The sequence below is a fragment of the Rhodopseudomonas palustris genome (assembly GCF_034479375.1).
In the GTDB taxonomy this organism is placed as follows: Bacteria; Pseudomonadota; Alphaproteobacteria; order Rhizobiales; family Xanthobacteraceae; genus Rhodopseudomonas; species Rhodopseudomonas palustris_M.
The window spans coordinates 1,895,512-1,918,937 of the sequence record NZ_CP140155.1; the positions used below are offsets into that span (position 1 = coordinate 1,895,512).

General features: G+C 64.0%; 25 protein-coding genes, 1 tRNA gene and 2 pseudogenes. 10 read left to right on the forward strand and 18 right to left on the reverse strand.

Annotation, left to right across the window (positions count from 1 at the left end):
• The first annotated feature begins 48 nt into the window (after positions 1-48).
• The gene (locus tag SR870_RS08595; protein WP_322517562.1) at positions 49-642 is read left to right on the forward strand and encodes a DUF2478 domain-containing protein; all 594 of its coding nucleotides are present in this window, start codon (positions 49-51) and stop codon (positions 640-642) included.
• A gap of 156 nt (positions 643-798) precedes the next feature.
• On the opposite strand, the gene SR870_RS08600 is transcribed toward SR870_RS08595, so the two are convergent.
• The 6 genes and pseudogenes from SR870_RS08600 to SR870_RS08625 form a co-directional block, all read right to left on the reverse strand.
• Entirely contained in the window at positions 799-1,317 is a 519-nt protein-coding gene (locus SR870_RS08600) for a disulfide bond formation protein B (RefSeq protein ID WP_322517563.1), read from the reverse strand.
• Positions 1,318-1,371: 54 nt separating this feature from the next.
• Positions 1,372-1,833 (reverse strand): annotated as a pseudogene (locus tag SR870_RS08605) (thioredoxin domain-containing protein); the annotation flags it as partial.
• A gap of 331 nt (positions 1,834-2,164) precedes the next feature.
• Entirely contained in the window at positions 2,165-2,851 is a 687-nt protein-coding gene (locus tag SR870_RS08610) for a cytochrome c biogenesis CcdA family protein (protein ID WP_322517564.1), read from the reverse strand.
• Between the two features lie 499 nt (positions 2,852-3,350).
• Entirely contained in the window at positions 3,351-3,584 is a 234-nt protein-coding gene (locus tag SR870_RS08615) for a thioredoxin family protein (protein WP_322517565.1), read from the reverse strand.
• Positions 3,585-3,596: 12 nt separating this feature from the next.
• Positions 3,597-4,649 (reverse strand): permease, encoded by a 1,053-nt coding sequence (locus tag SR870_RS08620; protein ID WP_322517566.1) that lies wholly within the window; start codon positions 4,647-4,649, stop codon positions 3,597-3,599.
• The gene (locus SR870_RS08625) at positions 4,646-4,939 is read right to left on the reverse strand and encodes a metalloregulator ArsR/SmtB family transcription factor (RefSeq protein ID WP_322517567.1); all 294 of its coding nucleotides are present in this window, start codon (positions 4,937-4,939) and stop codon (positions 4,646-4,648) included. The genes SR870_RS08620 and SR870_RS08625 overlap by 4 nt, the downstream gene beginning before the upstream one ends.
• 165 nt (positions 4,940-5,104) lie before the next feature.
• On the opposite strand from SR870_RS08625, the gene SR870_RS08630 reads away from it, so the two are divergent.
• Together SR870_RS08630 and SR870_RS08635 are read left to right on the forward strand one after the other, a co-directional pair.
• Positions 5,105-5,536 carry a hypothetical protein gene (locus SR870_RS08630; protein ID WP_322517568.1) on the forward strand — a complete coding sequence of 144 codons (432 nt, stop codon included), beginning with the start codon at positions 5,105-5,107 and terminating at the stop codon, positions 5,534-5,536.
• Between the two features lie 59 nt (positions 5,537-5,595).
• The gene (locus SR870_RS08635; RefSeq protein WP_322517569.1) at positions 5,596-5,949 is read left to right on the forward strand and encodes a hypothetical protein; all 354 of its coding nucleotides are present in this window, start codon (positions 5,596-5,598) and stop codon (positions 5,947-5,949) included.
• A 76-nt stretch (positions 5,950-6,025) separates the two neighbouring features.
• On the opposite strand, the gene SR870_RS08640 is transcribed toward SR870_RS08635, so the two are convergent.
• The 9 genes and pseudogenes from SR870_RS08640 to SR870_RS08680 all read right to left on the reverse strand — a co-directional run bounded on the left by SR870_RS08640 (position 6,026) and on the right by SR870_RS08680 (position 12,862).
• Entirely contained in the window at positions 6,026-6,937 is a 912-nt protein-coding gene (locus SR870_RS08640; RefSeq protein ID WP_322517570.1) for a LysR substrate-binding domain-containing protein, read from the reverse strand.
• Positions 6,938-6,958: 21 nt separating this feature from the next.
• Complete coding sequence (locus SR870_RS08645) at positions 6,959-7,939, reverse strand: NAD(P)-dependent oxidoreductase (protein WP_322517571.1); 981 nt, start codon at positions 7,937-7,939, stop codon at positions 6,959-6,961.
• Positions 7,940-7,943: 4 nt separating this feature from the next.
• The gene (phnE, locus tag SR870_RS08650) at positions 7,944-8,738 is read right to left on the reverse strand and encodes a phosphonate ABC transporter, permease protein PhnE (protein ID WP_322517572.1); all 795 of its coding nucleotides are present in this window, start codon (positions 8,736-8,738) and stop codon (positions 7,944-7,946) included.
• Between the two features lie 13 nt (positions 8,739-8,751).
• Positions 8,752-9,621, reverse strand: a complete 870-nt coding sequence (gene phnD, locus SR870_RS08655) for a phosphate/phosphite/phosphonate ABC transporter substrate-binding protein (RefSeq protein ID WP_322517573.1) — start codon at positions 9,619-9,621, stop codon at positions 8,752-8,754.
• A gap of 22 nt (positions 9,622-9,643) precedes the next feature.
• Positions 9,644-10,417, reverse strand: a complete 774-nt coding sequence (gene phnC / locus SR870_RS08660; protein WP_322517574.1) for a phosphonate ABC transporter ATP-binding protein — start codon at positions 10,415-10,417, stop codon at positions 9,644-9,646.
• Positions 10,418-10,811: 394 nt separating this feature from the next.
• Positions 10,812-11,585, reverse strand: coding sequence for an FAD-dependent oxidoreductase (locus SR870_RS08665; RefSeq protein ID WP_322517575.1), 774 nt, complete (start codon positions 11,583-11,585; stop codon positions 10,812-10,814).
• 44 nt (positions 11,586-11,629) lie between these two features.
• Positions 11,630-11,719, reverse strand: a pseudogene (locus SR870_RS08670) (hypothetical protein); the annotation flags it as partial.
• The gene (gene arsH, locus SR870_RS08675) at positions 11,716-12,471 is read right to left on the reverse strand and encodes an arsenical resistance protein ArsH (RefSeq protein ID WP_322517576.1); all 756 of its coding nucleotides are present in this window, start codon (positions 12,469-12,471) and stop codon (positions 11,716-11,718) included. The gene arsH and the pseudogene SR870_RS08670, both read right to left, overlap by 4 nt.
• Positions 12,472-12,788: 317 nt before the next feature.
• A tRNA-Gly gene (locus SR870_RS08680) sits at positions 12,789-12,862 on the reverse strand.
• Positions 12,863-13,117: 255 nt separating this feature from the next.
• On the opposite strand from SR870_RS08680, the gene SR870_RS08685 reads away from it, so the two are divergent.
• The 4 genes from SR870_RS08685 to SR870_RS08700 all read left to right on the forward strand — a co-directional run bounded on the left by SR870_RS08685 (position 13,118) and on the right by SR870_RS08700 (position 17,615).
• Complete coding sequence (locus tag SR870_RS08685; protein WP_322517577.1) at positions 13,118-13,627, forward strand: ferritin-like domain-containing protein; 510 nt, start codon at positions 13,118-13,120, stop codon at positions 13,625-13,627.
• Positions 13,628-13,638: 11 nt separating this feature from the next.
• Positions 13,639-14,199 (forward strand): DUF4142 domain-containing protein, encoded by a 561-nt coding sequence (locus SR870_RS08690; protein WP_322517578.1) that lies wholly within the window; start codon positions 13,639-13,641, stop codon positions 14,197-14,199.
• Between the two features lie 224 nt (positions 14,200-14,423).
• Positions 14,424-16,628, forward strand: a complete 2,205-nt coding sequence (gene glgX, locus SR870_RS08695; protein ID WP_322517579.1) for a glycogen debranching protein GlgX — start codon at positions 14,424-14,426, stop codon at positions 16,626-16,628.
• A gap of 135 nt (positions 16,629-16,763) precedes the next feature.
• Positions 16,764-17,615 (forward strand): transglutaminase family protein, encoded by an 852-nt coding sequence (locus SR870_RS08700; protein WP_322517580.1) that lies wholly within the window; start codon positions 16,764-16,766, stop codon positions 17,613-17,615.
• A gap of 140 nt (positions 17,616-17,755) precedes the next feature.
• On the opposite strand, the gene SR870_RS08705 is transcribed toward SR870_RS08700, so the two are convergent.
• Positions 17,756-17,968: a hypothetical protein gene (locus SR870_RS08705; protein WP_011503608.1), complete on the reverse strand. Its 213-nt coding sequence runs from the start codon at positions 17,966-17,968 to the stop codon at positions 17,756-17,758.
• A gap of 144 nt (positions 17,969-18,112) precedes the next feature.
• On the opposite strand from SR870_RS08705, the gene SR870_RS08710 reads away from it, so the two are divergent.
• Complete coding sequence (locus SR870_RS08710) at positions 18,113-18,520, forward strand: DUF2177 family protein (protein WP_322517581.1); 408 nt, start codon at positions 18,113-18,115, stop codon at positions 18,518-18,520.
• 14 nt (positions 18,521-18,534) lie between these two features.
• Here the strand turns inward: SR870_RS08710 and SR870_RS08715 are convergent, their stop codons facing one another.
• Both SR870_RS08715 and SR870_RS08725 read right to left on the reverse strand, forming a co-directional pair.
• Entirely contained in the window at positions 18,535-20,547 is a 2,013-nt protein-coding gene (locus tag SR870_RS08715) for a methyl-accepting chemotaxis protein (RefSeq protein ID WP_416221139.1), read from the reverse strand.
• 171 nt (positions 20,548-20,718) lie between these two features.
• Positions 20,719-21,882, reverse strand: a complete 1,164-nt coding sequence (locus tag SR870_RS08725) for a S1C family serine protease (RefSeq protein ID WP_322517584.1) — start codon at positions 21,880-21,882, stop codon at positions 20,719-20,721.
• Positions 21,883-22,152: 270 nt separating this feature from the next.
• Between SR870_RS08725 and SR870_RS08730 the strand changes: the two genes are divergently transcribed.
• Positions 22,153-22,824 carry a site-2 protease family protein gene (locus SR870_RS08730; protein WP_322517585.1) on the forward strand — a complete coding sequence of 224 codons (672 nt, stop codon included), beginning with the start codon at positions 22,153-22,155 and terminating at the stop codon, positions 22,822-22,824.
• Between the two features lie 123 nt (positions 22,825-22,947).
• On the forward strand, positions 22,948-23,424 hold the full coding sequence (locus SR870_RS08735; protein WP_322517586.1) for a hypothetical protein: 477 nt from the start codon (positions 22,948-22,950) through the stop codon (positions 23,422-23,424).
• Positions 23,425-23,426: the final 2 nt, after the last annotated feature.

Here is a 23,426-nt window from a genome sequence, read left to right on the forward strand (position 1 = left end):
CTTCTCCCGACCATGCGCCGAACCGTGACTCCAACTGGTGACTGCCCCATGAAACGATCCCAGTGCGCCGCTCCTATCCTCGCCCTCGTCTACTCTGATAGCATTGCTGCAGATCGCGCGATCTCAGAGTTGGGCTATGGACTTCGTGCCGACGGCTTGGCCGTGGCAGGTCTCGTTCAACACAACAAGGCCAATCCCGATCGCGAAAAATGCGACATGGATGTTGAAGAACTTGCATCCGGAACGATCTTGCGAGTTTCTGAGGATCGCGGCAGAGACGCGCGCGGATGCCGACTGGACCACGGCGCCTTGGCCGATGCCGCAGCCCTGCTATGCTCGGCGCTGCATAACGATCCAAAACTGGTGATCGTCAACAAATTCGGCAAACTCGAGGCTGAGGGCAAAGGGTTGCGCGATGCACTCGCTGCGGCCGTGCAGTTGGGGATACCTATCATCGTTGGCGTGCCCTATCGCAACCTCGACCAATGGCGGTTGTTTGCCGACGGCCTTGCCGAGGAATGCGAAACGACCTCGCCACGCTTGCAGCAATGGCTGTCGCGACACGGCTTGCGACCAAGCGCGACAATGTTCCGGCCGCTGTCGCCGAAAGATAACCCTGGGAGCCAATCCGAGCGCCATTAGTCTAGCGCCGACCGATTCTCAATGGCTACTTGCGGTGGGGCAATCACCGATCGGCGAGGCCCAGGCCTACCGCGCCGAACAAGACTCAGCACGGTGGGGCACGAATCTCGATATCCAGCGGAACACCGAGATCGTTCTGCCCGCTTGCGACGAGCATCAATCATGCCGATTTATCCGGTCATGGAGCCACATAGCAACGGCGCATCCAGCGCAGAGGATGGCCTGAAAACCGCTGTTGTAGGCCGCCATCGACAGCCCGAATAGCCGCCACACCTCGACGTCGCATGGGCGCAATAACGGTCTCACTAGAGTGCGGTCTCCAAGCCGATCGAGAGACAATCCTTCCGGAAGATTGCCAGTGCAGCCTGCAACCCCGGCCCACCAATGTTCCTCGACGCCGACACTGTAAAGCGCAAGCATCGCGCCGAGCAGGAAGACCACGCCGCATGTCGCAACGACGAATCTCTTGTGGAGCGATGAGATCGGCAAGATAGCGCCCAGCGCGGCCAATATTACAGTTATGGCGTAAGGAACGCGCTGATAGAGGCAGAGAATACAGGGTTCGGCTCCCAACAAATGCTCGCCGGCAAACGCCACGCCGAGCGCGCCAACGCTGACGACGAAGACCGCGGCGAGAAGTAACGACGGTTGCTCGAACCAGGATGAGTGCTTCATGTCCGTCTCGTGACGATGGGAGATTTCCGGCCTCGACGCTTCGTCGGTCCCGACCTACCTGCCAGCGGCCTTCTTTTCATGCCGATCGAGGGTGGCGGCGAATTCCTCGAAGGGGATCGCGCCCTCCACTTTCTCACCATTGATGATGAAGGTCGGCGTCGCCGACACGGCATGACGCTTCTGCGCGTCCTGGGCTTTGTTCATGATGCTGTTGATCAGCGCATCGTCTTTCAGACAGGCGTCGAAGCGAGCCTGACCGATCCCGGCCTGGCGGGCTATGAGCTCAAGGTTGCCGATAGGGTCCTTGCCCGCCATCCATTGCGCCTGGGATTTGAACAACGTCTCGAGCAGCGCGAGATAGTGGTCGGGACCCGCGCAGCGGGCCACAACCGCACCTGCCAGCGGCAATTGCCCCAGCGGAAAGTCCCGCACGACCCAGCGCACCTTCCCGGTGTCGATATACTGCGCCTTGATGCGCGGCAGCACGTTGACGTGGAAATCGGAGCAATGGGAGCAGCCGAGCGACGAGTGTTATTCCACCGTGACCTTCGCCTCGGGCCGGCCCAGAACGGCGTCAAACAGAGCGCCGGCCTTAGTCGGCGCGGGATCGGCTGAGGCGCACTGTGCACCAGCCACGAAGGCGATCAGGCAGCAGCCGATCGCAAGAAAGAGTAGTGGACGCCTCATTGTCTTCTCCGTTGACATGCGATCGATACGATCGCGATGCCGTGGTCCCAGTTACGCGTGTCGTGATCCGGGACCACGGCCCGTCGAACGTTCGTTTCGGCTGGCTTGACGAACCACGACCGGCGGGACATGCCTTCGCCGCCGTTGTTCGACGAACACGTCAGTTGCCCGCCCACACGGGGACGCCGCTCGACGCAATCCAAAGTCCTGCGACGACTAGGATGCCGGCAAAAGTCCGCTGGCCGGGCGACCATCGTTCAAAACGTCCAAGTCGTCCCATCAGCGTCTGCGCATAGGTCGGCGCGATACCGGCGACGAACAGCAGCGCGCTGTGGCCCAATCCGTAGGCGAAGAGCATCGCGGCTCCCATCCAGGTCGCTTGCCCGAGAAAAGCGCCGGTTCCAGCCAATCCGAGGGCGGCAGCGAGGGCCGGTGTGGCGCAGGGGGTCATAACGGTTCCGGTCAAGGCACCGAAGCCCGCGGCGCCAATCCACCCAGAACCGCGAAGCCGGCTCGTCGCTGACGGATGAAGCGTGATCGAGCATTGCTCGCCGTACTTCCAGAACCAGACGCCCGCAGCGGCGAGGACCAGGCCAACAATGACAACCCACCAGCCGCCGGCCACGCCGAAAAACAACCCGAGCCGAGCGGCCGCAAGCCCCAACAGGACGAAGGCCAGCGTCATCCCCGCGACGAACGCGAAGGACAGAAGCAGCGCCTGACGACGAGACGTCGAGCGGCTTCCGACGAAGCCGATGGTGACCGGCACGGCAGCAATGACGCAAGGGGTCGCCGACGAGACGATGCCGGCGGCAAAGGCCGTGGCGATAGCCGCTGCACCGTTCATGGACGCTCCGTTGAGGTCCGGGGGAGCAACCCAAGCCGTCGTTGAATGTCGTCGCCTGAGATCGAGCCGAGGCGACGATCGATTTCACGACCGTCAGAATCGAAAAATATACCTGGGTCGGCATCATTTGAATCCGATACTGCGGAGCCAACCGCTTGGTTGTCGCCGACAGCAGATCGATGTCAACGACGTTCAATTGCTCGCTATGCCTCACGAGCAAGCGCCGCGAGTATCAGTTTCATGTCGCGACAGCTTCGGCACCAATTGGAGCTGAACTCGACGACCGTCGGCTTGCCCGCACTGATCGCCACGCTGACGGGGTCATCATGTGGCGTGGCCTTCGCCGGCTGATCACCCGACCATCGCGGCAGGATGATTGTGGCAGCCACGACGAGGCCCAAGACCACGGTGGCGCCCGCAGCAAACCACCATCGGCGAGTTGCCCTAGACATCATCGGCACCACCGCCTGCCCGTCGCGATCCGACGAGCCGCGGCCCCTCACGCGAGCCAGAGCGCGATATCTTCAGCTTTCGGCAGCCCGCCGGCGTGGACCACCTTGCCGTCGACCACGATCCCCGGGGTCGAGACGATGCCGTAGCCGGCGATCGCCGCATAGTCGGTGACCTTTTCGATGGCGATCGCGACACCGAGCCTGTCGGCCTCCGCCTGCACCATCTCGGCCGTCGTAACGCAACGTTTACAGCCGGGACCGAGTACTTTGACGTCCTTCATGACGACACGCTCCTATGTGAATAAGGCATTGAACAGAAAGCCGACGGCCAGAATGCCAGAGGCAACGACAGCGACGAACACGGCGATCAGCCGGGGGGTCAGCACCTTGTGCAGGATGATCAGTTCCGGCGCCGACAGCGCGATGACGCTCATCATGAAGGCGAGCACGGTGCCGAGCGCGGCGCCCTTGCCGAGCAGAGCTTCGACCACCGGAATGATACCCGCGGCATTGGAATACATCGGAATGCCGAGCACGACGGCTGCGGGCACCGACCACCACGCGTCGCGCCCCATGATCGAAGCCAGCAGGTCGGCGGGCACATAGCCGTGAATGAAGGCACCGGCCGCGATCCCCGCGATGACCCAGATCCAGACCCGCCCGACGATGTCGACCACGGCCTCGATCCCGGCCCGGAGGCGATCGACCAATGTCACGGCGGCCGACGGGATCTCGACGGCACTGGAACGAACGTTGCGGACCCAGTCCTGCAGCCAGCCTTCGAGATGGAAGCGCCCGATCACCCAGCCGGCGACGATGGCGATGCCGAGCCCGAAGCCCAGATAGGCGAGCGCCACTTTCCAGCCCAGCAGCACGAACAGCAATCCGAGCGCGACTTCGTTGATCATCGGCGCGGCAATCAGAAACGAGAAGGTGACGCCGAGCGGCACGCCGGCACTGACAAAGCCGATGAACAGCGGCACCGCCGAGCAGGAGCAGAACGGCGTGAGAATGCCGAGCCCGGCGGCGGCGACGTTGCCGACACCTTCGCGCCGGCCGGCGAGCAGCGCGCGGGTCCGCTCCGGCGAAAACCAGCTCCGCAGCACGCCCATGCCGAACACTACGAGGGTCAGCAACATCAACACCTTCGGAGTGTCGTAGACGAAGAATTCGACAGCCTCTGCCGCATGGCTGCCGGGATCGAGCGGAAGCAGCCCGACCGCCCATTTGGAGAACGGCTGCAATTGCGCGTAGATCAGGCCCCAGGCACCCAGGAATGCCGCGGTCCCGGCCAGCCAGACGGCTGTCCGCGGCTCGCGCCCGGCTTTCGTCTCCAACGTGGTCATGCCGCCGCCCTCCTGTCGCGCGACGGCAATGCCAAGACGGCCTCGACGACTGCAATGATACGCGGATCGAGATGGGGATTCCGGCGGTAGCGAACCCATTGCGCATCACGACGATCGACCACCAGGCCGGCAATCTTCAGCACGCCCATGTGGCGCGACATCCGCGACTGGGTGGCGCCCAGCTTCTTCATCAGCTCGCAGACGCAGTGTTCCTGGCCGTCCCACAGAAGCCGCATGGCTTCCAGCCGCGTCTCTTCGGCCAATGCCGACACGAGGTCGATCGGATCCATTGTCATCCTGCTGAACATGAGACGGCTCCATTAAGCCTATTGCCCATTTCCGTTTATGCGCATATTCGCATATTCATGCAATCGCGCTCGACGGCTGTCAATGGAAAAGCTCAACGCTCTCGCGTCATGCAGAGAGCCGAACGGCACTGGGCTTGCGGAGACGGCATGGGTTATTCGCAGCACCACCGGCAACGGCATCGCCGTATCGGTCTCTTCGTCATGCTGGAGCGTCGCCGACGCATTCCGAAGCTCGAGATAGTGGCCGTGCTGACGTTCATCGCTGCGGCCGTCGTCGGCATTTCGGCAAACGCCGATCCCTTACCGCCCACGCCGACGATTCAATCAGAGAGGATGGGAGTGGAGAGCGCTGTCCGCGCCTTACTCACCGTGGCACAGAAAGGTCCGCCTTTCACGACACCACGAGGCGTGAAACGAACGCCTATCGTCGCAGCCAATGAACAGGTCGGCACGCTCTGGGAAGACGTGACACTCAAATCGTTGCAGCCCGGCAATTTCTGGCAGGGCGGCAGAGGGATACGAGTCGAGTTGTTACACGAGGACCGTGTCGTCGGCGTGATCCATATCGACGAGGACTGAGGCGGCCGCAGTGCGTCATCCCAGGCGCTGAAGACGAGAGTCTCTTCGATCGCTACGAAGTGCTGATCTACATCTTTGTGTTCGGCTTCAGCGGCATCGTTTCGGGGGTGCTGTGGTTTGCCAGGTACCTGTTTCCGCAAGACCTCCCCCTCGCCATCCGCGAAGAGCACGCGCTGGAAACCCTGATCAACAAGGCACGCGCGGCAACGACCGCTGCAGAACTCGACGACATCGAGCGCGAATTGGACGGATTTCTGATGAAGCTCTCGAGCCATATGGTCGAAGGCCATCTCGACACCGGTCTGACTCCGGCCTACGAACTGCTGGCGGGACGCGCGACCGGTGCGATCGAAGTTCGTCGGCACGTGCTTTCAATATCAGGTGCCGCGGCTGCGGACCAACGCAGCGCTTAGGCCGCCCATTGTCAGTCCTCTCGAAAAGCGCACTCGCACAGATCCGATAGCCATCGTCCGCAAATTCAGCCCGAGTTCAAAGCGGGCGACCAGCGTTCGGCGACACCGGTGGCCCACTGCTGCTATTCGGCCCCTCCAGAAGACACTCGGCGAAGCGCGATGCTGAGGCGGTGGGTGGCAGGTGAGAAGATCTCACGATCAACAGGCGCTTTTCCAAACTCGTTCCGTCGACATCGAGCGCGACCAGCGTACGGTTCAGCAATTCATCCTGGATCGCCGATTCCATCACGATCGAAATGCCTCGCCCGGCGCGCACCGCACGCTTGACGCCTTCGGTGGACCCCAATCCGTCGAGATAATGCAGGCGCGCAACGACGCTTCCCAGCGCCTCGCGCAGGATACGCCCCGTTCCGGTGCCCGGTTCGCCGGTGAGGATCAACTCCCTGGTCAGATCTTCCCGGTCGATGGATGTTTTTCCAGCCCAGCGGTGATCCGGCGCCACGATCACTTTGAGAGTCTCGGCGCTCCAACAGGTGACGTCGAAACCGTCGGTATCCTCCCAGGCCTCCAGGACGGCTAGATCTGCCTCACCGCTCTTGAGACGGGCGGCGGCCTGCATGTTGCTCCCAATCCAGACGCGGACTTCGACCCTGGCGTCACGCTCGAAAGCCGCAATGCGGGGGTGGAGCAGATAGGTGCCGATGTTGCTAGAGGCGGCAACGGCAAGATGCGGACGCTGGATCAGGTCGGCCGCGCGCAGGGCTGTAGCCACCAGAGCCCGGGCCAGCGGCAGAAACCGTGCCCCTGCCGGCGTCAAGTGCGGATTCCCCGCCTGGCGAACCAGCAGCACCGATCCGAGCGACGCCTCGAGCTGGCGGAGATGTTCGAGAACCGTGGAGGGCGAAAGCCCGACTGTTCTCGCGCCGGCACGTATGCTCCGCGCCTCGATAACCGTCAAAAAACTGCGGACATGCGTCAGGTTCAGCACGGTCGGCTACCGCCAGTTCTGTCAGGCCAGGGCCGTTTCCGGTTTTTCGCCAGCCAGCACCCTCAAGATGCTGTCCGCCGCGGAATATTCGATGGCCCTGCGCGATTCAACGACTGCGGAGCCGAGATGCGGCGTCAACACGGTCTTCGTGGTCATACTCAGCAAGCGCGATTCGATCTCGCCAGGGCGATCCCCGCGAGCCCAGTCCTCGCACGCGAAAACATCCGCGGCGTAACCGCCCAAATGGCCGCCTTCGAGCGCATCCGCCACGGCGGCCTCATCGACCAGTGAGCCGCGCGCCGGATTGATCAGCAAGGCGCCCGCCTTCATCGAGCGGAGAAAGGCATGCCCCACGATCCCCTGGGTCGCCGGGGTCAGGGGCATGCCGAGAATGAGGATATCCGCCGATCCGGTGAGGACGTCCATCGTTACACGCTCGGCATCGTCCGGCACCGACGGATTCCAGTTCGCGTCGCAGGCCAGAACGCGACATCCAAAGCCCGACAGGCACCGCGCGATCGCCTGCCCAACCCGGCCATAGCCCACAACGCCCACCGTAGAGCCGGCAAGGCCGAGGCCGTAATACTCCGGTCGCCAGCCATTGAACCCGCCCCGGCGAATGGCGGTGTCCCCGGCAAGGATGTGACGCCCAAGCGCGATCGTCAGCCCCACGGCGAGTTCGGCCGTCGGGCGCGTGAGCAGATCGGGCACGATAGTGACGGTGACGCCACGCGCGGTAGCAGCTTCGACGTCGATGTTGTCAAAGCCTTTCAGAGCGGCCCCGATCACGCGCAGGCGTGGACAGGAATCGAGAAACGCGGCGTCGATGCAGTCGGGCATGAAGGCCATCAGCGCGTCGGCAATACTTGCGTGAGCCAACAACACGTCGGCGGGCCACGGAGTCTCGAGATGATTGGCAATGATCCGCGCGCGCCCGGAGAAAAGCGCGCGTGTATCATCGAACGTGCGATTGGTCAGAACCACCAGCGGCAGATCAGTCATGGGATCACTTCAGGGACTTGCGGAGCCAGCCGCCGATCGAATCGACGATGACTACACAGAGCAAGATAGCGAGAAGAATGGCCGAGACCTGATCGTAGTTGAGCAGGCGTAGCGCGGCCATCAGTTCGAAACCGATGCCACCCGCACCGACGATGCCGAGCACGGCGGAGGCGCGAAAGTGGTACTCCCACCGGTAGATCGTCACATCGGTGAGCTGCGGCAGCACCTGCGGCAATACCGCATGGGTGATGACCTGCAATGGCGTGGCGCCGGCCGCCCGCGCTGCTTCCAGCGGCTTGGGATCGACGTGCTCGATCGCCTCGGCGTAGAACTTGCCCACCATGCCGACCGAATGGAGCGCCAGCGCCAGCACGCCCGGAAGAGCCCCGAAACCCACCGCCGCCACGAACAGAACGCCGAGAATGATTTCCGGCACCGAACGCAGCAAGGCCAGCAACGTCCGGACGAGAAAAGCCACGCCCCGGTAGGGGCTGGTGTTGGGCGCCGCCAGCAGCGCCAGCGGCAGTGAGAACAACACCGCCAGCGCCGTGCCGGCAATCGACATCGCCAACGTATCCGCCAGCGGCCGCAGCCAACTCTGCCAGCGCGAGAAATCCGGCGGGATCATTTCGGCCGCGAGTTGCCGAAAGGCCGGAACCGCCTCGATAAAGCGCTGCGGGTCGAAGAAACCGGTCGAAGCCAGCGCCACGACCACCGTCGCGACGATGCCGCCGAGCAGCAACCAATCCCGTCGCGCCGCCTGTGTTTCGCGGACAAGCGTGGCTTCGAAGCTCCGCACTTGCGTCACCACCTCACCCGAGCTTGGCGATATCGAGGTTCAGGATCTTGGCCATGTCGCGCAGCACGTCGTAATCCTTGTCGGTGGCCGGGGCGAGTCCATCCACGCGGAACAGCTTCAGGATGGCAGGATCCTTGAGATTCAGGAACGCATTGCGGATCGACGTCTTCAGCTCCGGCGCCAGATATCCTTGAAGCGTCATCGGATAGTTCGGTATCGGATCGGAAAGGCCGATCTGCACGAGCTTCGTGGCGTCGATCTTGTTGGTCTCGACCAGTACGCGGTAGATCTGTTCCGAGAGCGCACCTGCGGGCACCTGCCCCGCGGCCACGGCCCTCGCCACGGCGTCGTGCTTGCCCAGATGGACCACCTTGTAGTCCCTGTCGCCGATCAGACCCGCCTTGGCGAGATGCGCACGCGGGGCGAGATGGCTGGAGGTCGAGGCCTGGTCGCCGAAGGCGAAGGGCTTGCCCTTGACGTCCGCAAGCGTTTTGACCGGACCATCGGCAGACGCGATCAGGATGGAATTGTAGTTCGGCTTGCCCTTTTCCACGCCGACCGCGAACGGCTCGATCTCCGGCGCCTTGGATTTGGCGAGCACGTAGGAGAACGGCCCGAAATACGCGACCTCGATCCGACCGAAACGCATCGCCTCGATCATCGACGAATAGTCCGTCGTAACGATGATCTCGACCGGCTTGCCGAGGGTCTGCTCGAGATACGCCTTCAGCGGCTGCGCATTCTGGATCAGGGTCGAGGCGTTCTCGTCGGGGAGCAGCGCAACGCGCAGCTTTTCGGGGTTGGCCTTGTCGGCCAGCACCGGCGTCGACAGGGCGGACAAGCCGAGGGCGGTGCTGACAAGCAGGAACTGACGGCGATTCATGATGTTCTCCCGTTTGGATGGGTTATTCGGCGGCAAGCGCGAAGGAGCTGATCGGCGAGGAATTCGAGGCGCCGTAGATGGCGTCGAGCTTGATGTCGCTCAAGGCGGAGGGCGCGCCATCGAACACGACCCGCCCCTGAACCAAGGCGCAGATGCGATCCGCGAACTGCCGGGCCAGATCGACCTGATGCAGGCTGACCACGGTCGTGATGCCGTCCTCGCGGCAAATCCGGTGAAGATCGGTTAGCACCTGAAACGCCGTGGCAGGGTCGAGACTGGCGACAGGCTCGTCGGCGAGGATGATATCCGGTTTCTGCGCCATGGCGCGGGCGATACCGACTCGCTGCTGCTGGCCGCCGGAAATCTGGTCGGCGCGCTCCAGCGCCCGCGCAGCCAAGCCGACGCGATCCAGTGCCTCGAGTGCGACCATCCGGTCCGCCTTCGGCAACGGCAGCAGGGACCGCAGCGACGAATGATGCGCCAATCGGCCCATCAGCACATTCTTCAGAATACTCAGGCGCCCGATGAGGTGATGCTGCTGGAACACCATGGCGGTGCGACGCCGATGCGAGCGCAGCGCCGCAGCGCTGGCGAAAATGGATTTGCCGTCACTGCCGAGGACATCGCCCGAGCGAGGGCGGACAAGCCCGTTCAGCGCCCTGAGCAGCGTGGATTTGCCAGCGCCCGAACTGCCCAACAACACGACGAAGCTGCCGCGCTCGAACGACAGCGAGGTCGGCTCGAGCGCGACCACGCCGTTGGCATAGGTGACGCAGATTTCGCGACTGGACAGCATGGAGCCTCACCGATCCGACACCACGCGCTGTTCGATAAAACCGAACATTCGCGCACTTTGTTCGGCATCTTCATACGGAGGCTTTGCTACAAGGAAATGACATCGCGACCGACGCATCGACGAAAGTCTTGTTACGCGGGGACTCGTCTTGCACCGGAATCGCGTCGTCGACCCGCACGCCCGAGGGAATGCAGCCGTATCCATCGAGGTCATCGTGCCGCCGGCAAGATCACTTACAACCTGGGCGACTCACTGGCTTCGCTTCCGATATCGCGTAAGGCATCTGGCCTGCAGCCAACTGTAGCGTTCGGCGCGACGCATTCACTCTCGATCAGCAGCGACGACTTCCATCGTCGCAAGCCGTACAATCATCATTCAAATGGTTCGACGTCGCTCAAGTTCGTCCGTCGAGGTCCCGGGACGACTCGGCTTCGGCAAGAGCTGCGCTGATCCTTGGGACCAGTTCGCGCGCCGTGCGCCCTGCCCCGATCAGCGTCGCAGAAGCGGCCCCCGTCCAGTTTCCATAGCCCGCCAGCCAAAGCCGGGGCTCCTTGACAGACCGCTGATCAACGACCTCGATTCGTCCATCGGATTCGACGACGCCGAGCGAGCGCAGGTGATCGGTCGCGAGTCGAAAGCCCGTGCACCACAGCACGGCGTCGTGCCTACTTTCACTTCCGTCCCGCCAAACCACGCCGCTCTCCGTGAAGCGCTCGAACGGGCGGACCGCATTGAGAACGCCCCGAGCTCTCGCCGCTTTCACAGGAGGCACCATGACGATGTCGCCCAGCGTGGTGTTGGCAACCGGGTCGAAGTCTCCCCGCACCCTTGCGCTCGCGCGCTCGAACAGGACGCGGCCGTCGACATCATCGGGCAGAAAAACCGGATCCTTGCGGGTGACCCAGACCGTCTCGGCCCCCTCGCTGACCTCCGCGAGAATTTGCGCACCGGAGTTGCCGCCGCCCACGATCAGCACCCGCTTTCCCGCAAACGGATCGGGGTTTTGGTATTCCGCCGAGTGCAGCTGAACACCGTGAAACCGGTCGCGGTCGGCATAGGCTGGAATGTAAGGTGCGCGCCAGGTGCCGGTGGCGCTGACGACTGCACGCGCCGTGATGCTGCGTCGATCCTCGAACTCGAGACGCAGCAGTTCGCCATCGCGTTCCACGGACAGGCGCCGCCGGGACGGTCATCGGCGTTCAGCACGACGAAATCGACGTCGGCGCGGAGGAGATAGTAGGCCACGGCAAGACCCGCCTGCCCGCCTCCGATCACGACGACATCATGATCGGCGCGGCTCATCGGGAACGCATCTGCGGTGCGATTGCGATCGCCGAAAGGTCGTTTGCCGGGTCCAAGGCTTTTCCGCTCGCCTTGCGCTCCGAGTAGCGATCGACGAGACGCGCCGCGTGGGGACGCGTGAGGATCGTGAAGCGGACCAACTCCTCCATCAGGTCGACGATGCGATCGTAGTAGCCCGAGGGCTTCATTCGCCCGGCATCGTCGAACTCCTGATAGGCCATGGCGACGCTCGACTGATTGGGGATCGTGATCATCCGCATCCATCGGCCCAGCAGCCGAAGCGTGTTCACTGCGTTGAAGCTCTGCGAGCCGCCCGACACCTGCATCACGGCGAGCGTGCGCCCCTGGGTCGGGCGCATCCCGCCCATGTTGAGCGGCAGGTTGTCGATCTGCGCTTTCATCAAACCCGTGACCGTGCCGTGCCGCTCGGGGCTGCACCAGACCATTCCCTCCGACCACATCGCGTGCTCGCGCAATTCGTGGATCGCGGGATGGTCATCACCGGGGATCTGGTCCGGGAACGGCATGTCCGAGGGATCGAAGATGCGGACCTCAGCGCCGAACAGGCGGAGCAATCGAGCGGCCTCCTCGGTAGCCAACCGCGAGAACGAGCGTGGCCGCAACGACCCATAGAGCATCAGGACCCGCGGCTTGTGGCCGTCCGGTCCGAGATCGATCGCGGGCCGCTCGTGGATGAAACGCCGATCGAGAGCCGGCAGGTGGTCCGGATCAGGTAGTGTCCGTAAACGCATGATGGCCCTTTATGGGGTGGAAGTGCCGCTCGGAGCCGCCGTGGATCGAGCAAGGCTGCCGCCGACCGAGTGGCAAGCAGGTTGAATCCCCCGCTCGTCAGCGGAATTTGTGGCCAGGCGGCGCGAGCCATGAGGACCGCTCTTGTCACGCAGCGCCGGCGTCCCCGCCGCAGCAGTTCTTCGTGAGGTAGGCCAACAGCATGTTCATGACCGCAGAATTCGCTGAATAAATCAGCGAACGCCCCTCACGCCCAAATGCGACTAGGCCTGCGTGGATCAGCTGGAAATCCAAAAATCCGATAAGCCATTGAAATCATTGGAGCGGGTGAAGGGAATCGAACCCTCGTATTCAGCTTGGAAGGCTGCTGCTCTACCATTGAGCTACACCCGCGCTGGCCGTTCCCTAACATGCTCGCCGGCCGGTCTCAACACCCACCGCCGGATCGATTCGGCCGATGAGCCGTCGATCCGCGGGCCCAGACGCGCCGCCCGCCCACCACGGCAGGAGCCGGCGTCCTGCGCGATCGCGATGGCGACCCCTCAATTGCCGAGCCGGCTGCCGCTGTCACCGGGTGGGCAGGAACCGAAATGTCCCGTTCCAGTTGTGCAGGAAACCACTCCCTGAAGCTCACAACAGGAGGCGACGATGGGTCTGTTCACCAAGGACATCCAGACGATGGACGACATGCTCGTGCATGGACTTCGCGACATCTATTATGCCGAACAGCAGATCACCAAGGCGCTGCCGACGATGATCGAGCAGGCCACCAATCGCGATCTGTCGCAGGGCCTCGAGGCGCATCTCGAAGAGACACGCAAACAGATCGAGCGACTCGATCAGGTGTTCAAGAAGCTCGGCGAGACGCCCTCGGGCACCGATTGCCCGGCGATCGACGGCCTGATCAAGGAAGCCAACGCGACGTCCAGCGAGATCGCCGACAAGTCGGTGCTCGATGCCGCGATCGTCGCCAACGCCCAGGCCGTGGAGCACTACGAGATCGCGCGCTATGGCACGCTGATCGCGTGGGCCGAGGAACTCGGCCACGACGACATCGTCCGCTTCCTGACCACCAATCTGAACGAAGAGAAAGCGGCCAACACCAAGCTCAACACCGTGGCGCTCCGGAAGGGCGTCAATCGCAAGGCCGCAAGCTGAAGGATCATTCGATGAAACGCACCGCAATCATTCTGGGATGCCTGTTGCTGGCCTCCCCGGCACTGGCGCAATCGATCACCGAGAAGACCGGAGTCAATTCCGTCCTCGGCGTCGCGCCGTCCACCGCCGACTTCGTCAAGCAGGCGGCGATCAGCGATATGTTCGAAATCCAGTCGAACAAGCTGGCCGAAACCAAGGGCAACGCCGCCGAGAAGGCCTTCGCCAAGCAGATGGTCGCCGACCACACCAAGACCAGCAACGAGCTGAAGTCGCTGGTATCGGGCGGAAAGGTCACGGCGCAGATGCCGACCGCGCTCGACGACGCCCATCAGAGCAAACTGGAGAAGCTGAAGACCGCCACCGGCGCCGAGTTCAGCGAGACCTTCATCGATCAGCAGGTCAGCGCCCACAAGGACGCCGTCTCGCTGTTCGACCGCTACGCGCGCGGCGGCGAGAACGCCGAACTGAAGAACTGGGCCGGCCAGACCCTGCCCGCGCTCAAGCACCACCTCGACATGGCGCAGAACCTCGAGAAGCAGCACAGCACGACCACGTCGAAATCCAACAAGTAAGCCACACGCATTCTCGATCAACGGCCCGGACCGCGATGCGGCTCCGGGCCGTTTGATGTCTGGTATCTACGCGGATCCTCCCGTCCGTCAGTCATGGAACCGAAGCGGGGCTGCGGCATTATCGCGGTCGACAGAATGGGGGACGACATCATGAGAGATCGATCGGCATCGGCGGCGCACACGGCCGCCTGCGTGACAACGCGGCAGCTTCCGGAGGCACGACGATGACCGACACCGACACTCTCGATCCGCCGCCGCCGACCACCGCGGCGATCGCCGAAGCGAAGCAGCCGACGAAACCCGCGCCGGCCTACAAGCTCATCAACGAGACCGGCAACGTGCGCGAAGGCCTGCCCTACCCGCTCGGCGCCTGCTGGGATGGCGAAGGCACCAATTTCGCGCTGTTCTCGGCGAACGCCACCAAGGTCGAGGTCTGCCTGTTCGACGGCGACACCGAGCGCCGGATCGAGCTGCCGGAATACACCGACGAAGTCTTCCACGGCTACATCCCGGATATCGGCCCCGGCACCTTCTACGGCTATCGCGTACACGGCCCCTACGAGCCGGAGAACGGTCACCGCTTCAACCCCAACAAGCTGCTGCTCGATCCTTACGCGCGCGCGCACGCCGGCGAGCTGAAGTGGGATCCCGCCGTGTTCGGCTATCAGATGGAGACCGGCGACGACACCACCTTCGACGAACGCGACTCCGCGGCGTTCGTGCCGAAATGCGTCGTCGTCGATCCCGGCTTCGACTGGAAGGGCGAGCCCGGCCGCAAATTCGTGCCGTGGGACCAGACCATCGTCTACGAAACCCACGTCAAGGGCTTCACCAAGCTGCATCCGGAGGTGCCGGAACATCTGCGCGGAACCTATGCCGGCTTCGGCAGCCAGCCGGTGGTGGACTACATCGCCGCACTCGGCGTCAGCGCCGTCGAGCTGCTGCCGATCCACACCTTCGTCAACGACAGCTATCTGCTCGACAAGAAGCTGGTGAACTATTGGGGTTACAACACCATCGGCTTCTTCGCGCCCGATCCGCGCTACGCGGCGGACGTGCCGAACAGCCTGCGCGAGTTCAAGGAGATGGTTGCGCGGCTGCACGATGTCGGCCTCGCCGTGATCCTGGACGTCGTCTACAACCACACCGCCGAGGGCAACGAGCTCGGCCCGACGCTGTCATTCAAAGGCATCGACAACGCCAGCTACTATCGCCTGCTGCCCGATCAGAAGCGCTATTACATCAACGACACCGGCACCGGCAACACGGTGAATCTGACGCATCCGCGCGTGATCCAGATGGTCACCGACTCGCTTCGCTACTGGGCCGGCGAGATGCACATCGACGGATTCCGCTTCGACCTCGGCACCATCCTCGCCCGCGAGGTACACGGCTTCGACGAGCAGAGCGGGTTCCTCAAGGCGGTCAATCAGGACCCGATGCTGAGCTCGGTGAAACTCATCGCTGAACCGTGGGATTGCGGACCAGGCGGCTATCAGGTCGGCGGATTCCCGCCCGGCTGGGCGGAATGGAACGACAAATTCCGCGACACCATCCGCGATTATTGGCGCGGAGAAGCTTCGGTGTCGGCGCTGGCGCCGCGACTGGCCGCCTCCGGGGACGTTTTCAATCGCCAGGGCCGCCGGGCTTGGGCCAGCGTCAACTTCATCACGGCGCATGACGGCTTCACACTCAACGACTGGGCGAGCTACAACGAGAAGCACAACATCGCCAACGGCGAGGACAACAAGGACGGCCATTCGGACAACCGCTCGTGGAACTGCGGCGCCGAAGGACCGACCCAGGACGAAGACATCCTCGGGGTGCGCGAACGCCAAAAGCGCAACATGCTGGCGACGCTGCTGCTGGCGCAGGGCACGCCGATGCTGCTCGCCGGTGACGAATTCGGCCGGACCCAGCAGGGCAACAACAATGCCTATTGCCAGGATAATGAGATCTCCTGGGTGCATTGGGACCATGACGGCGCCGCGCAGGACCTGCTCGGCTTCACCAGGCGGCTGATCGAACTTCGGCGGAACTGCCCGACGCTGCGTCGCAGCCGATTCCTGCAGGGCCAATATGACGAGGAACTCGACGTCTGTGACGTGACCTGGATCAACGCCAATGGCGGTCCGATGCAGAACGAGCATTGGGAGGACGGAAACGTGAAGTGCTTCGGCATGCTGCTCGACGGCCGCGCCCGGAAGACCGGCATTCGCCGCCACGCCGAGGACGACACCGTGCTGCTGATCACCAACGCATTCGACGGCCTCGTCGACTTCGCCCTGCCCGAGGTTCCGCACGGTTCGAAATGGTCGCTACTGCTCGACACCAACATGCCCGACGGTGCGAACGAGGAACAGTTCGCCTGCGGCTCGATCTATCAGGTCACCGCACGTTCGGTGCTGCTGTTCGGTCTGGTGGAATAGTTTTCATCGCTCTCTGCCGCACATTTGCGCAAGGGTTCAGGCGGTTAGAGGGGAACCGACTGAACGTCCCGTCATTGTCGATGACACATACATTGACGCGCAAGAGCGACGCGCACGCGAGCGACGGAGACAGCGGTGAAAATTCGAGCGGGCTACAACATCGCCTTCCAGTGCTTCCAGGAAACACCGATGAACCTGCTGCTCAGCGTTCATCCGTCCCGGCAGCAGCACATCATCGGCGAACACAAGATCCGGTTCGCGCCGGACGTTCCGGCGCGCGACTTCATCGACATGTTCGGCAACATCTGCACGCGCATCGTCGCGCCCGCGGGCCGCATCGATATCGGTAATGATTTTCTGATCGAGGATTCCGGATTGCCCGACGAAGCGGCGCCGGGCGCCCGGCAACTGCCGATCGCCGAACTGCCGGACGAGGCTCTGATCTATCTGCTCGGCAGCCGCTATTGCGACACCGACAAACTGTCGAACCTCGCCTGGTCGCTGTTCGGCGGCATCACCTCCGGCTGGGAGCGGGTGCAGGCGATCGTCGACTACACCCACAATCAGATCGAGTTCGGCTACCACCACGCCCGCAACGATCGCACGGCGGCAGAGGGACATTCCGAACGCATCGGGGTGTGCCGCGACTTCGCGCACCTCGCGGTGGCGCTGTGCCGCTGCATGAACATCCCCGCGCGCTACTGCACCGGCTATCTCGGTGACATCGGCGTGCCGATCGACCCGGCTCCGATGGATTTCTCGGCGTGGTTCGAGGTCTATCTCGACGGCCGCTGGTACACCTTTGATGCCCGCCACAATCACCCGCGGATCGGCCGCATCGTCATGGCCCGTGGGCGCGACGCCGCCGACGTGGCGATCTCGACCTCGTTCGGTACCGCGCAATTGCTGCAGTTCGAAGTGATCACCCACGAGGTCACCGAGCAGCCGGCTGTCGAACAGCCCTCGGCGCTGTCGAAGGTCGCGTAGACGAGTTTCGACAGCAGACACCGTAGCTGAAACTGCGAGAATGCCCGGCCCCTGCGCCGGGCATTCCTGTTGCCGAGGATGCTGTGGAAGCAAACGAAAGCGCCCGGGACGAGCCGGAGCGAATCGCATCCGTCATCCGGTCAGTTGCTGACCGTCCCCAGCGCATTGCCAGATCCGTCCTGGCCCGGCACGGTGATCCGGACTTCGTGGCCGAATTTGATCGCGTTGGAGGCCGCGGCGACAGCCGCCTCGAACGCCGCCTCCTTGCTGGCATACTCGCCGGTCGGGTCGTCGTCGTGCCGGATGCCCCAATTGTCGTCGCTGCCGATGATGTCGTAGTAAGCTTTGCCCATCTGCGCCTCCTTCGTGAACGATCGTGGTTTGCCTCGACAATGACAGCCACGACTGTTCGTTCCGGGTCGCGGATCGTTCGGTTTCGCTGGGGAACCGGGGCGCATCGGCGCCGTTGAGCCCGGAACCTTTCACCGGAGATCGATATGAAGCGCCACGCGATCGTCTACTTCGCCACGCTCGTCGTGCTGTTGCCGCTGGACTTTCTGTTCCTCGGCAGCGTCGGCAAAAGGATGTTCGAGCAGCACATCGGCGATCTGATGCTGAGCACCCCGCGCGTCGCCCCGGCAATCGCGTTCTATCTGCTCTACGCCGCCGGCATCGTCATCTTCGTCAACGGCGCCGCGCCAGGCGACTGGCGGCACAACGCGCTTTACGGCGCGCTGTTCGGCCTGTTCTGCTACGCGACCTACGAGCTCACCAACATGGCCATCCTGCGGCAGTGGGACTGGGCCCTGGTCGGCACCGATATCGCATGGGGCGCAGCGCTCACCGCGCTCGCAGGCGCGCTCGGCGGCCTGCTGGCGCAGTGGACGCTCTCCAAGATCGCTTGACCGTGCGCGGCGCCCTATGCGGCGCGCACGGTTCCTAGGAACTTCTCGACTTCGAGCTTCAATCGGGTGCTATCGCCGGACAGCGATTGAGCCGCGTGCAGGACCTGCGACGACGCAGCTCCGGTTTCCGTCGCGCCGCGCTGGACGTCGGTGATGTTCGCCGACACTTGTTGGGTGCCGTAGGCGGCCTGCTGAACGTTGCGTGAGATTTCCTGCGTCGCCGCGCCCTGCTCCTCGACAGCCGAGGCGATGGTCGAGGAAATCTCCGACATCCGGCCGATCGTCCCGCCGATTTCCTTGATGGCGGCCACCGATTGTTCGGTCGCCGACTGGATGCCGCTGATCTGCTGGCTGATCTCGCCGGTCGCCTTGGCGGTCTGTTCGGCGAGCGCTTTCACCTCGCTTGCGACGACCGCGAAGCCGCGGCCGGCCTCGCCGGCGCGGGCCGCCTCGATGGTGGCGTTGAGCGCCAGCAGGTTGGTCTGTCCGGCGATGGTGTTGATCAGTTCGACCACATCGCCGATCCGCGCCGCCGCCTGCGCCAATTCCTCGACCCGGTCGTTGGTCTGGCGGGCCTGGTCGACCGCCTCCTGCGCGATCCGCGCCGACTCCTGGACCTGGCGGCTGATCTCGTTGACCGACGAACTCATCTCCTCCGTCGCCGACGCCACCGACTGCACGTTGGTGGAGGCTTCCTCCGATGCCGACGCCACAGTGGTGGCGAGCGATTGCGACCGTTCGGCGGTCGTCGTCAACGACGTGGCGGATGCTTCGAGTTCTTCCGAAGCGGACGACACCGTGTCGACGATCTCGCCGATCGCCCCTTCGAACTCGTCGGCAAGCCGGATCATGTCGGCCTTGCGCTTCATCGCGATCTCGCGATCGAGCGTGGTCTTGGCCTCGGCTTCGTCACGGGCTTTCTGTTCGGCATTGGCCTGGATCAGGCCCACGGTTTTGCCGATATCACCGATCTCGTCACCGCGTTCGGCGCCGACGATCTTCACGTCCAGCCGCCCCGCAGCAATCTGGCCGAGCGCCCCGTTCAACCGCGTCAGCGGCCGCGCCACGCCGAGGAACGAGAATATCGCCGAGCCGATCAACACCAGAATGATCGCTGCGCCGAACGCGAAATTGACGCGGCCCGACCAGGCGATCTCCGCAGCGGTCTTCGCCTTGGCCTCGAGCACGGATTGCTGCGACTTCTCCACCGCGCCGCGCAGCATCTTGGCCGCCTTGTTGGCGATCGGGACGGTGCGCTCCCGGCTGATGCTGTTCTTCAACGTGTCGGCGGCGAATGCTTCGGTCGTGGTCTTCGCATAGGTCGGGAGCATTCCTTGGAGGTCGCTCAGCGCCGCCTTGGTCTTGGCGTCAGGCGCCTGTTCCCCGGCGCGCTTCAGCCCCTCGGCAGTCGCCGAAACCTTGCTGTCCATCTGGGCTTTGTAGTCTTTGTCGTCGACCACGAAGTATTTCCAGCCGATCGAACGGATGCCGGCGAAATCCCCATCGGCAGCCTGCAGGCTCGCAATGGCCGGACTATTGACGAGCGCCGCTTCCAGCGCCTCGACCTTTTTGTCCCACTCGGCGGCTATCGTCGCTCGCTTGAGGTTGAGATCGAGACCGCGGCGATGCTGCTCGGCCTGCTCGCCGGCGCCGACGGCGTATTCGATGGTCATCTTCTTGATTTCAGCGAACGTGTTCTTCTCCGGAACCGAAGTCGCGAGCGAAATCGCCGCATCGAGCAACTTGCCCTGTGCAATCCGGGCGCTGTCGAACTGGCCGACGCGTTGATCGAGCTCCTTGAGCGACCGCGAAAGCCGGACGCCTCGCACCGCCAGTTGCATGTTGCGCATTTCCGATTCGGCGATCAGCGCCTTTTCCGAAACCTGGGCCTCGATATCTGCGAGCCGCGTCGCTTCACTCACCTTCGATTCGGTGATGGACTGGTTCACCACCATGCCGATCGCAAGAGAAATGCCGATGAGGCCAGCGATTCCGAGTTTGTTCCCGATTCGATTGAGCTTGAGCATTTGCGTTCATCCTTTGATGTCGCAAAGCATACGGTCGGGCTCTGATAGGCTCGTTAACGCGAGAACCAGTAGTATTACGGATAGCCGAAAGTTCAGCGTCCGGAATTGATCGGACTACTCAAATCCCGCACGATCCCTGCGATCACCGGGGGCCAACGACCCCGCGAAAGGCTAGCTGCGCCGCAATCGGGCGATGTCGGTGACCTGAACGTTGACGGTCCGCGCGCGGCCATCGCGAATCACCTGCAGCTTGACCTCATTTCCGATGCCGACGCGCTCGAGTGTCGCGGCGAGATCCGACATGCTGTGAACCTCCTGGCCGTTGGCGCCGACGATGACGTCCTCAACCATGCCGGTTTCGCTGGCGCCGGTGAGCCCCGCGCGCGCCGCCGGAGAGTCCGGCAGCGTCCGGACGACGACGACGCCGTCGATGCCGAGCCGGGCAGCCTCATTCTCGTCGGCGGCGATGATGCCGATCCCAGGCACCGGCACGGTGCCGGTCTTGATCAGCGCGGTGGCGATGCGGTTGACGGAATCCACCGGGATCGCGAAGCCGATTCCCGCCGAAGCCCCCGACCCGGAAATGATCGCCGTGTTAAGTCCGATCAGCCGGCCGGCGCTGTCGAGCAAAGGGCCGCCGGAATTGCCGGGGTTGATGGCCGCATCGGTCTGGATCACCCCGCTGATTTCATGCGCGGCCGCGGTCGGCAGCCGCCGCTGCAGCGCGCTGACGATGCCGGTGGTCAGCGTCTGCTCCAGGCCGTAGGGGCTGCCGATCGCGAACGCCGACTGCCCGACCTGCAGGTCCGACGAACTCCCGATCGCGATCGGGCGCAGCGCCGCGCGGGGCCGCTCGAGCTGCAGCACTGCGAGGTCGTAATTGGGCGCGGTGCCGACGACGCGCGCGGTGACGAACTCTCCGGTCGACAGCCGCGCGCCGAGCGCGCCGGCGCCCTGAATGACATGGTTGTTGGTGATGACGTGGCCCGCGGCGTCCCAGATCACGCCGGAGCCTGATTGCACGCCGCCCTGCTGCTGCTCGAACAGCGAGGGCGATCGCCTGCTGGACTGGGCGAACACGTGCACTACCGAAGGCGACACCCGCTTGAACAGCTCGATCGTCGCGGTCTCCGCCGGCGCCAGATCGCCCCGGGCGGTGACGGTACGAGGGCCGGACACCGAGAACCATAACGAGGCGAGATAAGGCTGGGCGACCCAGGCGGTCGCCAGCAGCAGGAGCCAGATCACGGCGATCCGGAGCAGCAGGTCGGTGCGCTGCGCCCGGCGCAGTTGCGGATCGGGCCTGCGCGCAGTCGGCGGGACGGAAGGGGGCATTGTCGGCGGGTCCTTGGCATCCACTGGATCGGACCGGAGCGGTTCCATCGCAGTTCCGCCGGATAATGCGCCGCGCCGAGCCCCGGTTCCAATGGCGAAGGCAGCGCCGCCATATCGATCGCCGAGAGCGGCCGGAGCGCGCCGCCGGGAAAGAGTGAATTCGTGGTCATAATCGCCGCCCCGGCCTTCGCTGCGGTGGCGCGGATCGGATCACGGTCCTATATCGGGAACCAGGATCGGCGGATGGCGCCGGCGCCACCAGGACGATCGATGTCGGATCCTCTCTCCACCATGATGCTGGTGATTTCGGTTTGGGCGCTGCCGCTCGTCATCGCGATCACCTTTCACGAGGCGGCGCATGCTTATGTGGCCCGGGCGTGCGGCGACGACACCGCATGGATGCTCGGCCGGGTCACGCTCAATCCGATCAAGCATATCGATCCATTCGGCACGGTCCTGCTGCCATTGCTGCTGCTCGCGATCCAGTCGCCGTTCCTGTTCGGTTATGCCAAGCCGGTGCCGGTGAATTTCTGCGGATTGCGGCATCCGCGGCGCGACATGATCCTGGTGGCGGCCGCCGGCCCCGCGATCAATCTGGTGCTGGCGCTGATCGCCGCGATCGCCATCCGCCTGATCGACATCCCCGGCGAGGCCGGCGAATGGCTGATGCGCAACCTCGCGAATGCGCTGCTGATCAACGTCGTGCTGGCGATCTTCAACCTGATCCCGATCCCGCCGCTCGACGGCGGCCGGATCGCCATCGGCGTGCTGCCGCGGATGCTGGGACGGCCGCTGGCGCGGCTCGAGCCCTATGGCATGCTGATCCTGATCGGACTGGTCTTTCTGATGCCGCTCGCCGGCCTCGGCGGCGCGACGCAATGGATCGCGCAATCCAGCCGCTACGTCGTCGAGGCGATCCTGCGGCTGACTGGCAACGCCTGAGGTGCGCGACTCTGCCACCCACGCCGAAGCGCCGCGGGACTTCCGCGCGACCTCCGCAACTGTCGTCGAACCGTCGCCGGACTACGGCAAGCTGCCGCCTGCAACGACGACAGCGAGCGACCGATGCGGGCGACGATCGACGGACCGAGGGCAAGGCGCAAGGCCGCTATCGCTGCGCTGACCGCGCTCACGCTGACGGCGCCGACTGCAGCCTCCGCCCAATCGGCGGCGCCTTCTCCTGCTGCCCCGTCCGCCGCCACGGTCGAACGCAGCGCTCGCGCCGCCGCCGGCAAGCCGGTCCGCGTCGGGGTCTATCTCAACGTTCAGCCGGATTGCAGCTCGGGTCCGCTGCCCTCGATCCGGCTGGTCAGCCCGCCCCGCAACGGCACCGTCAAGATCAAGCGCGGCAAGATCAGCGCCACCAACTACAAGCAATGTCTGGCGCTCGAAGTGCCCGGCTTCGTCGCGTTCTACCAGAGCAAGGCCGACTTCACCGGCACCGACACCGTGACGCTCGAAGTCAAGTTTCCGCAGGGCCGCATCGAAGTGCAGCGCATCACCGTCACGGTCGGCGTCGGGCCGGGCGGGCAGAAGATCTGAGC

Excerpts from the sequence above, each read along its gene's own strand:
- SR870_RS08595 (WP_322517562.1), top strand. The coding sequence starts at position 49 with ATGAAACGATCCCAGTGCGCCGCTCCTATCCTCGCCCTCGTCTACTCT.
- SR870_RS08600 (WP_322517563.1), bottom strand. The coding sequence starts at position 1,317 with ATGAAGCACTCATCCTGGTTCGAGCAACCGTCGTTACTTCTCGCCGCG.
- SR870_RS08610 (WP_322517564.1), bottom strand. The coding sequence starts at position 2,851 with ATGAACGGTGCAGCGGCTATCGCCACGGCCTTTGCCGCCGGCATCGTC.
- SR870_RS08615 (WP_322517565.1), bottom strand. The coding sequence starts at position 3,584 with ATGAAGGACGTCAAAGTACTCGGTCCCGGCTGTAAACGTTGCGTTACG.
- SR870_RS08620 (WP_322517566.1), bottom strand. The coding sequence starts at position 4,649 with ATGACCACGTTGGAGACGAAAGCCGGGCGCGAGCCGCGGACAGCCGTC.
- SR870_RS08625 (WP_322517567.1), bottom strand. The coding sequence starts at position 4,939 with ATGGATCCGATCGACCTCGTGTCGGCATTGGCCGAAGAGACGCGGCTG.
- SR870_RS08630 (WP_322517568.1), top strand. The coding sequence starts at position 5,105 with ATGGGTTATTCGCAGCACCACCGGCAACGGCATCGCCGTATCGGTCTC.
- SR870_RS08645 (WP_322517571.1), bottom strand. The coding sequence starts at position 7,939 with ATGACTGATCTGCCGCTGGTGGTTCTGACCAATCGCACGTTCGATGAT.
- phnD (WP_322517573.1), bottom strand. The coding sequence starts at position 9,621 with ATGAATCGCCGTCAGTTCCTGCTTGTCAGCACCGCCCTCGGCTTGTCC.
- phnC (WP_322517574.1), bottom strand. The coding sequence starts at position 10,417 with ATGCTGTCCAGTCGCGAAATCTGCGTCACCTATGCCAACGGCGTGGTC.
- arsH (WP_322517576.1), bottom strand. The coding sequence starts at position 12,471 with ATGCGTTTACGGACACTACCTGATCCGGACCACCTGCCGGCTCTCGAT.
- SR870_RS08685 (WP_322517577.1), top strand. The coding sequence starts at position 13,118 with ATGGGTCTGTTCACCAAGGACATCCAGACGATGGACGACATGCTCGTG.
- SR870_RS08690 (WP_322517578.1), top strand. The coding sequence starts at position 13,639 with ATGAAACGCACCGCAATCATTCTGGGATGCCTGTTGCTGGCCTCCCCG.
- glgX (WP_322517579.1), top strand. The coding sequence starts at position 14,424 with ATGACCGACACCGACACTCTCGATCCGCCGCCGCCGACCACCGCGGCG.
- SR870_RS08705 (WP_011503608.1), bottom strand. The coding sequence starts at position 17,968 with ATGGGCAAAGCTTACTACGACATCATCGGCAGCGACGACAATTGGGGC.
- SR870_RS08710 (WP_322517581.1), top strand. The coding sequence starts at position 18,113 with ATGAAGCGCCACGCGATCGTCTACTTCGCCACGCTCGTCGTGCTGTTG.
- SR870_RS08715 (WP_416221139.1), bottom strand. The coding sequence starts at position 20,547 with ATGCTCAAGCTCAATCGAATCGGGAACAAACTCGGAATCGCTGGCCTC.
- SR870_RS08725 (WP_322517584.1), bottom strand. The coding sequence starts at position 21,882 with ATGCCCCCTTCCGTCCCGCCGACTGCGCGCAGGCCCGATCCGCAACTG.
- SR870_RS08730 (WP_322517585.1), top strand. The coding sequence starts at position 22,153 with ATGTCGGATCCTCTCTCCACCATGATGCTGGTGATTTCGGTTTGGGCG.
- SR870_RS08735 (WP_322517586.1), top strand. The coding sequence starts at position 22,948 with ATGCGGGCGACGATCGACGGACCGAGGGCAAGGCGCAAGGCCGCTATC.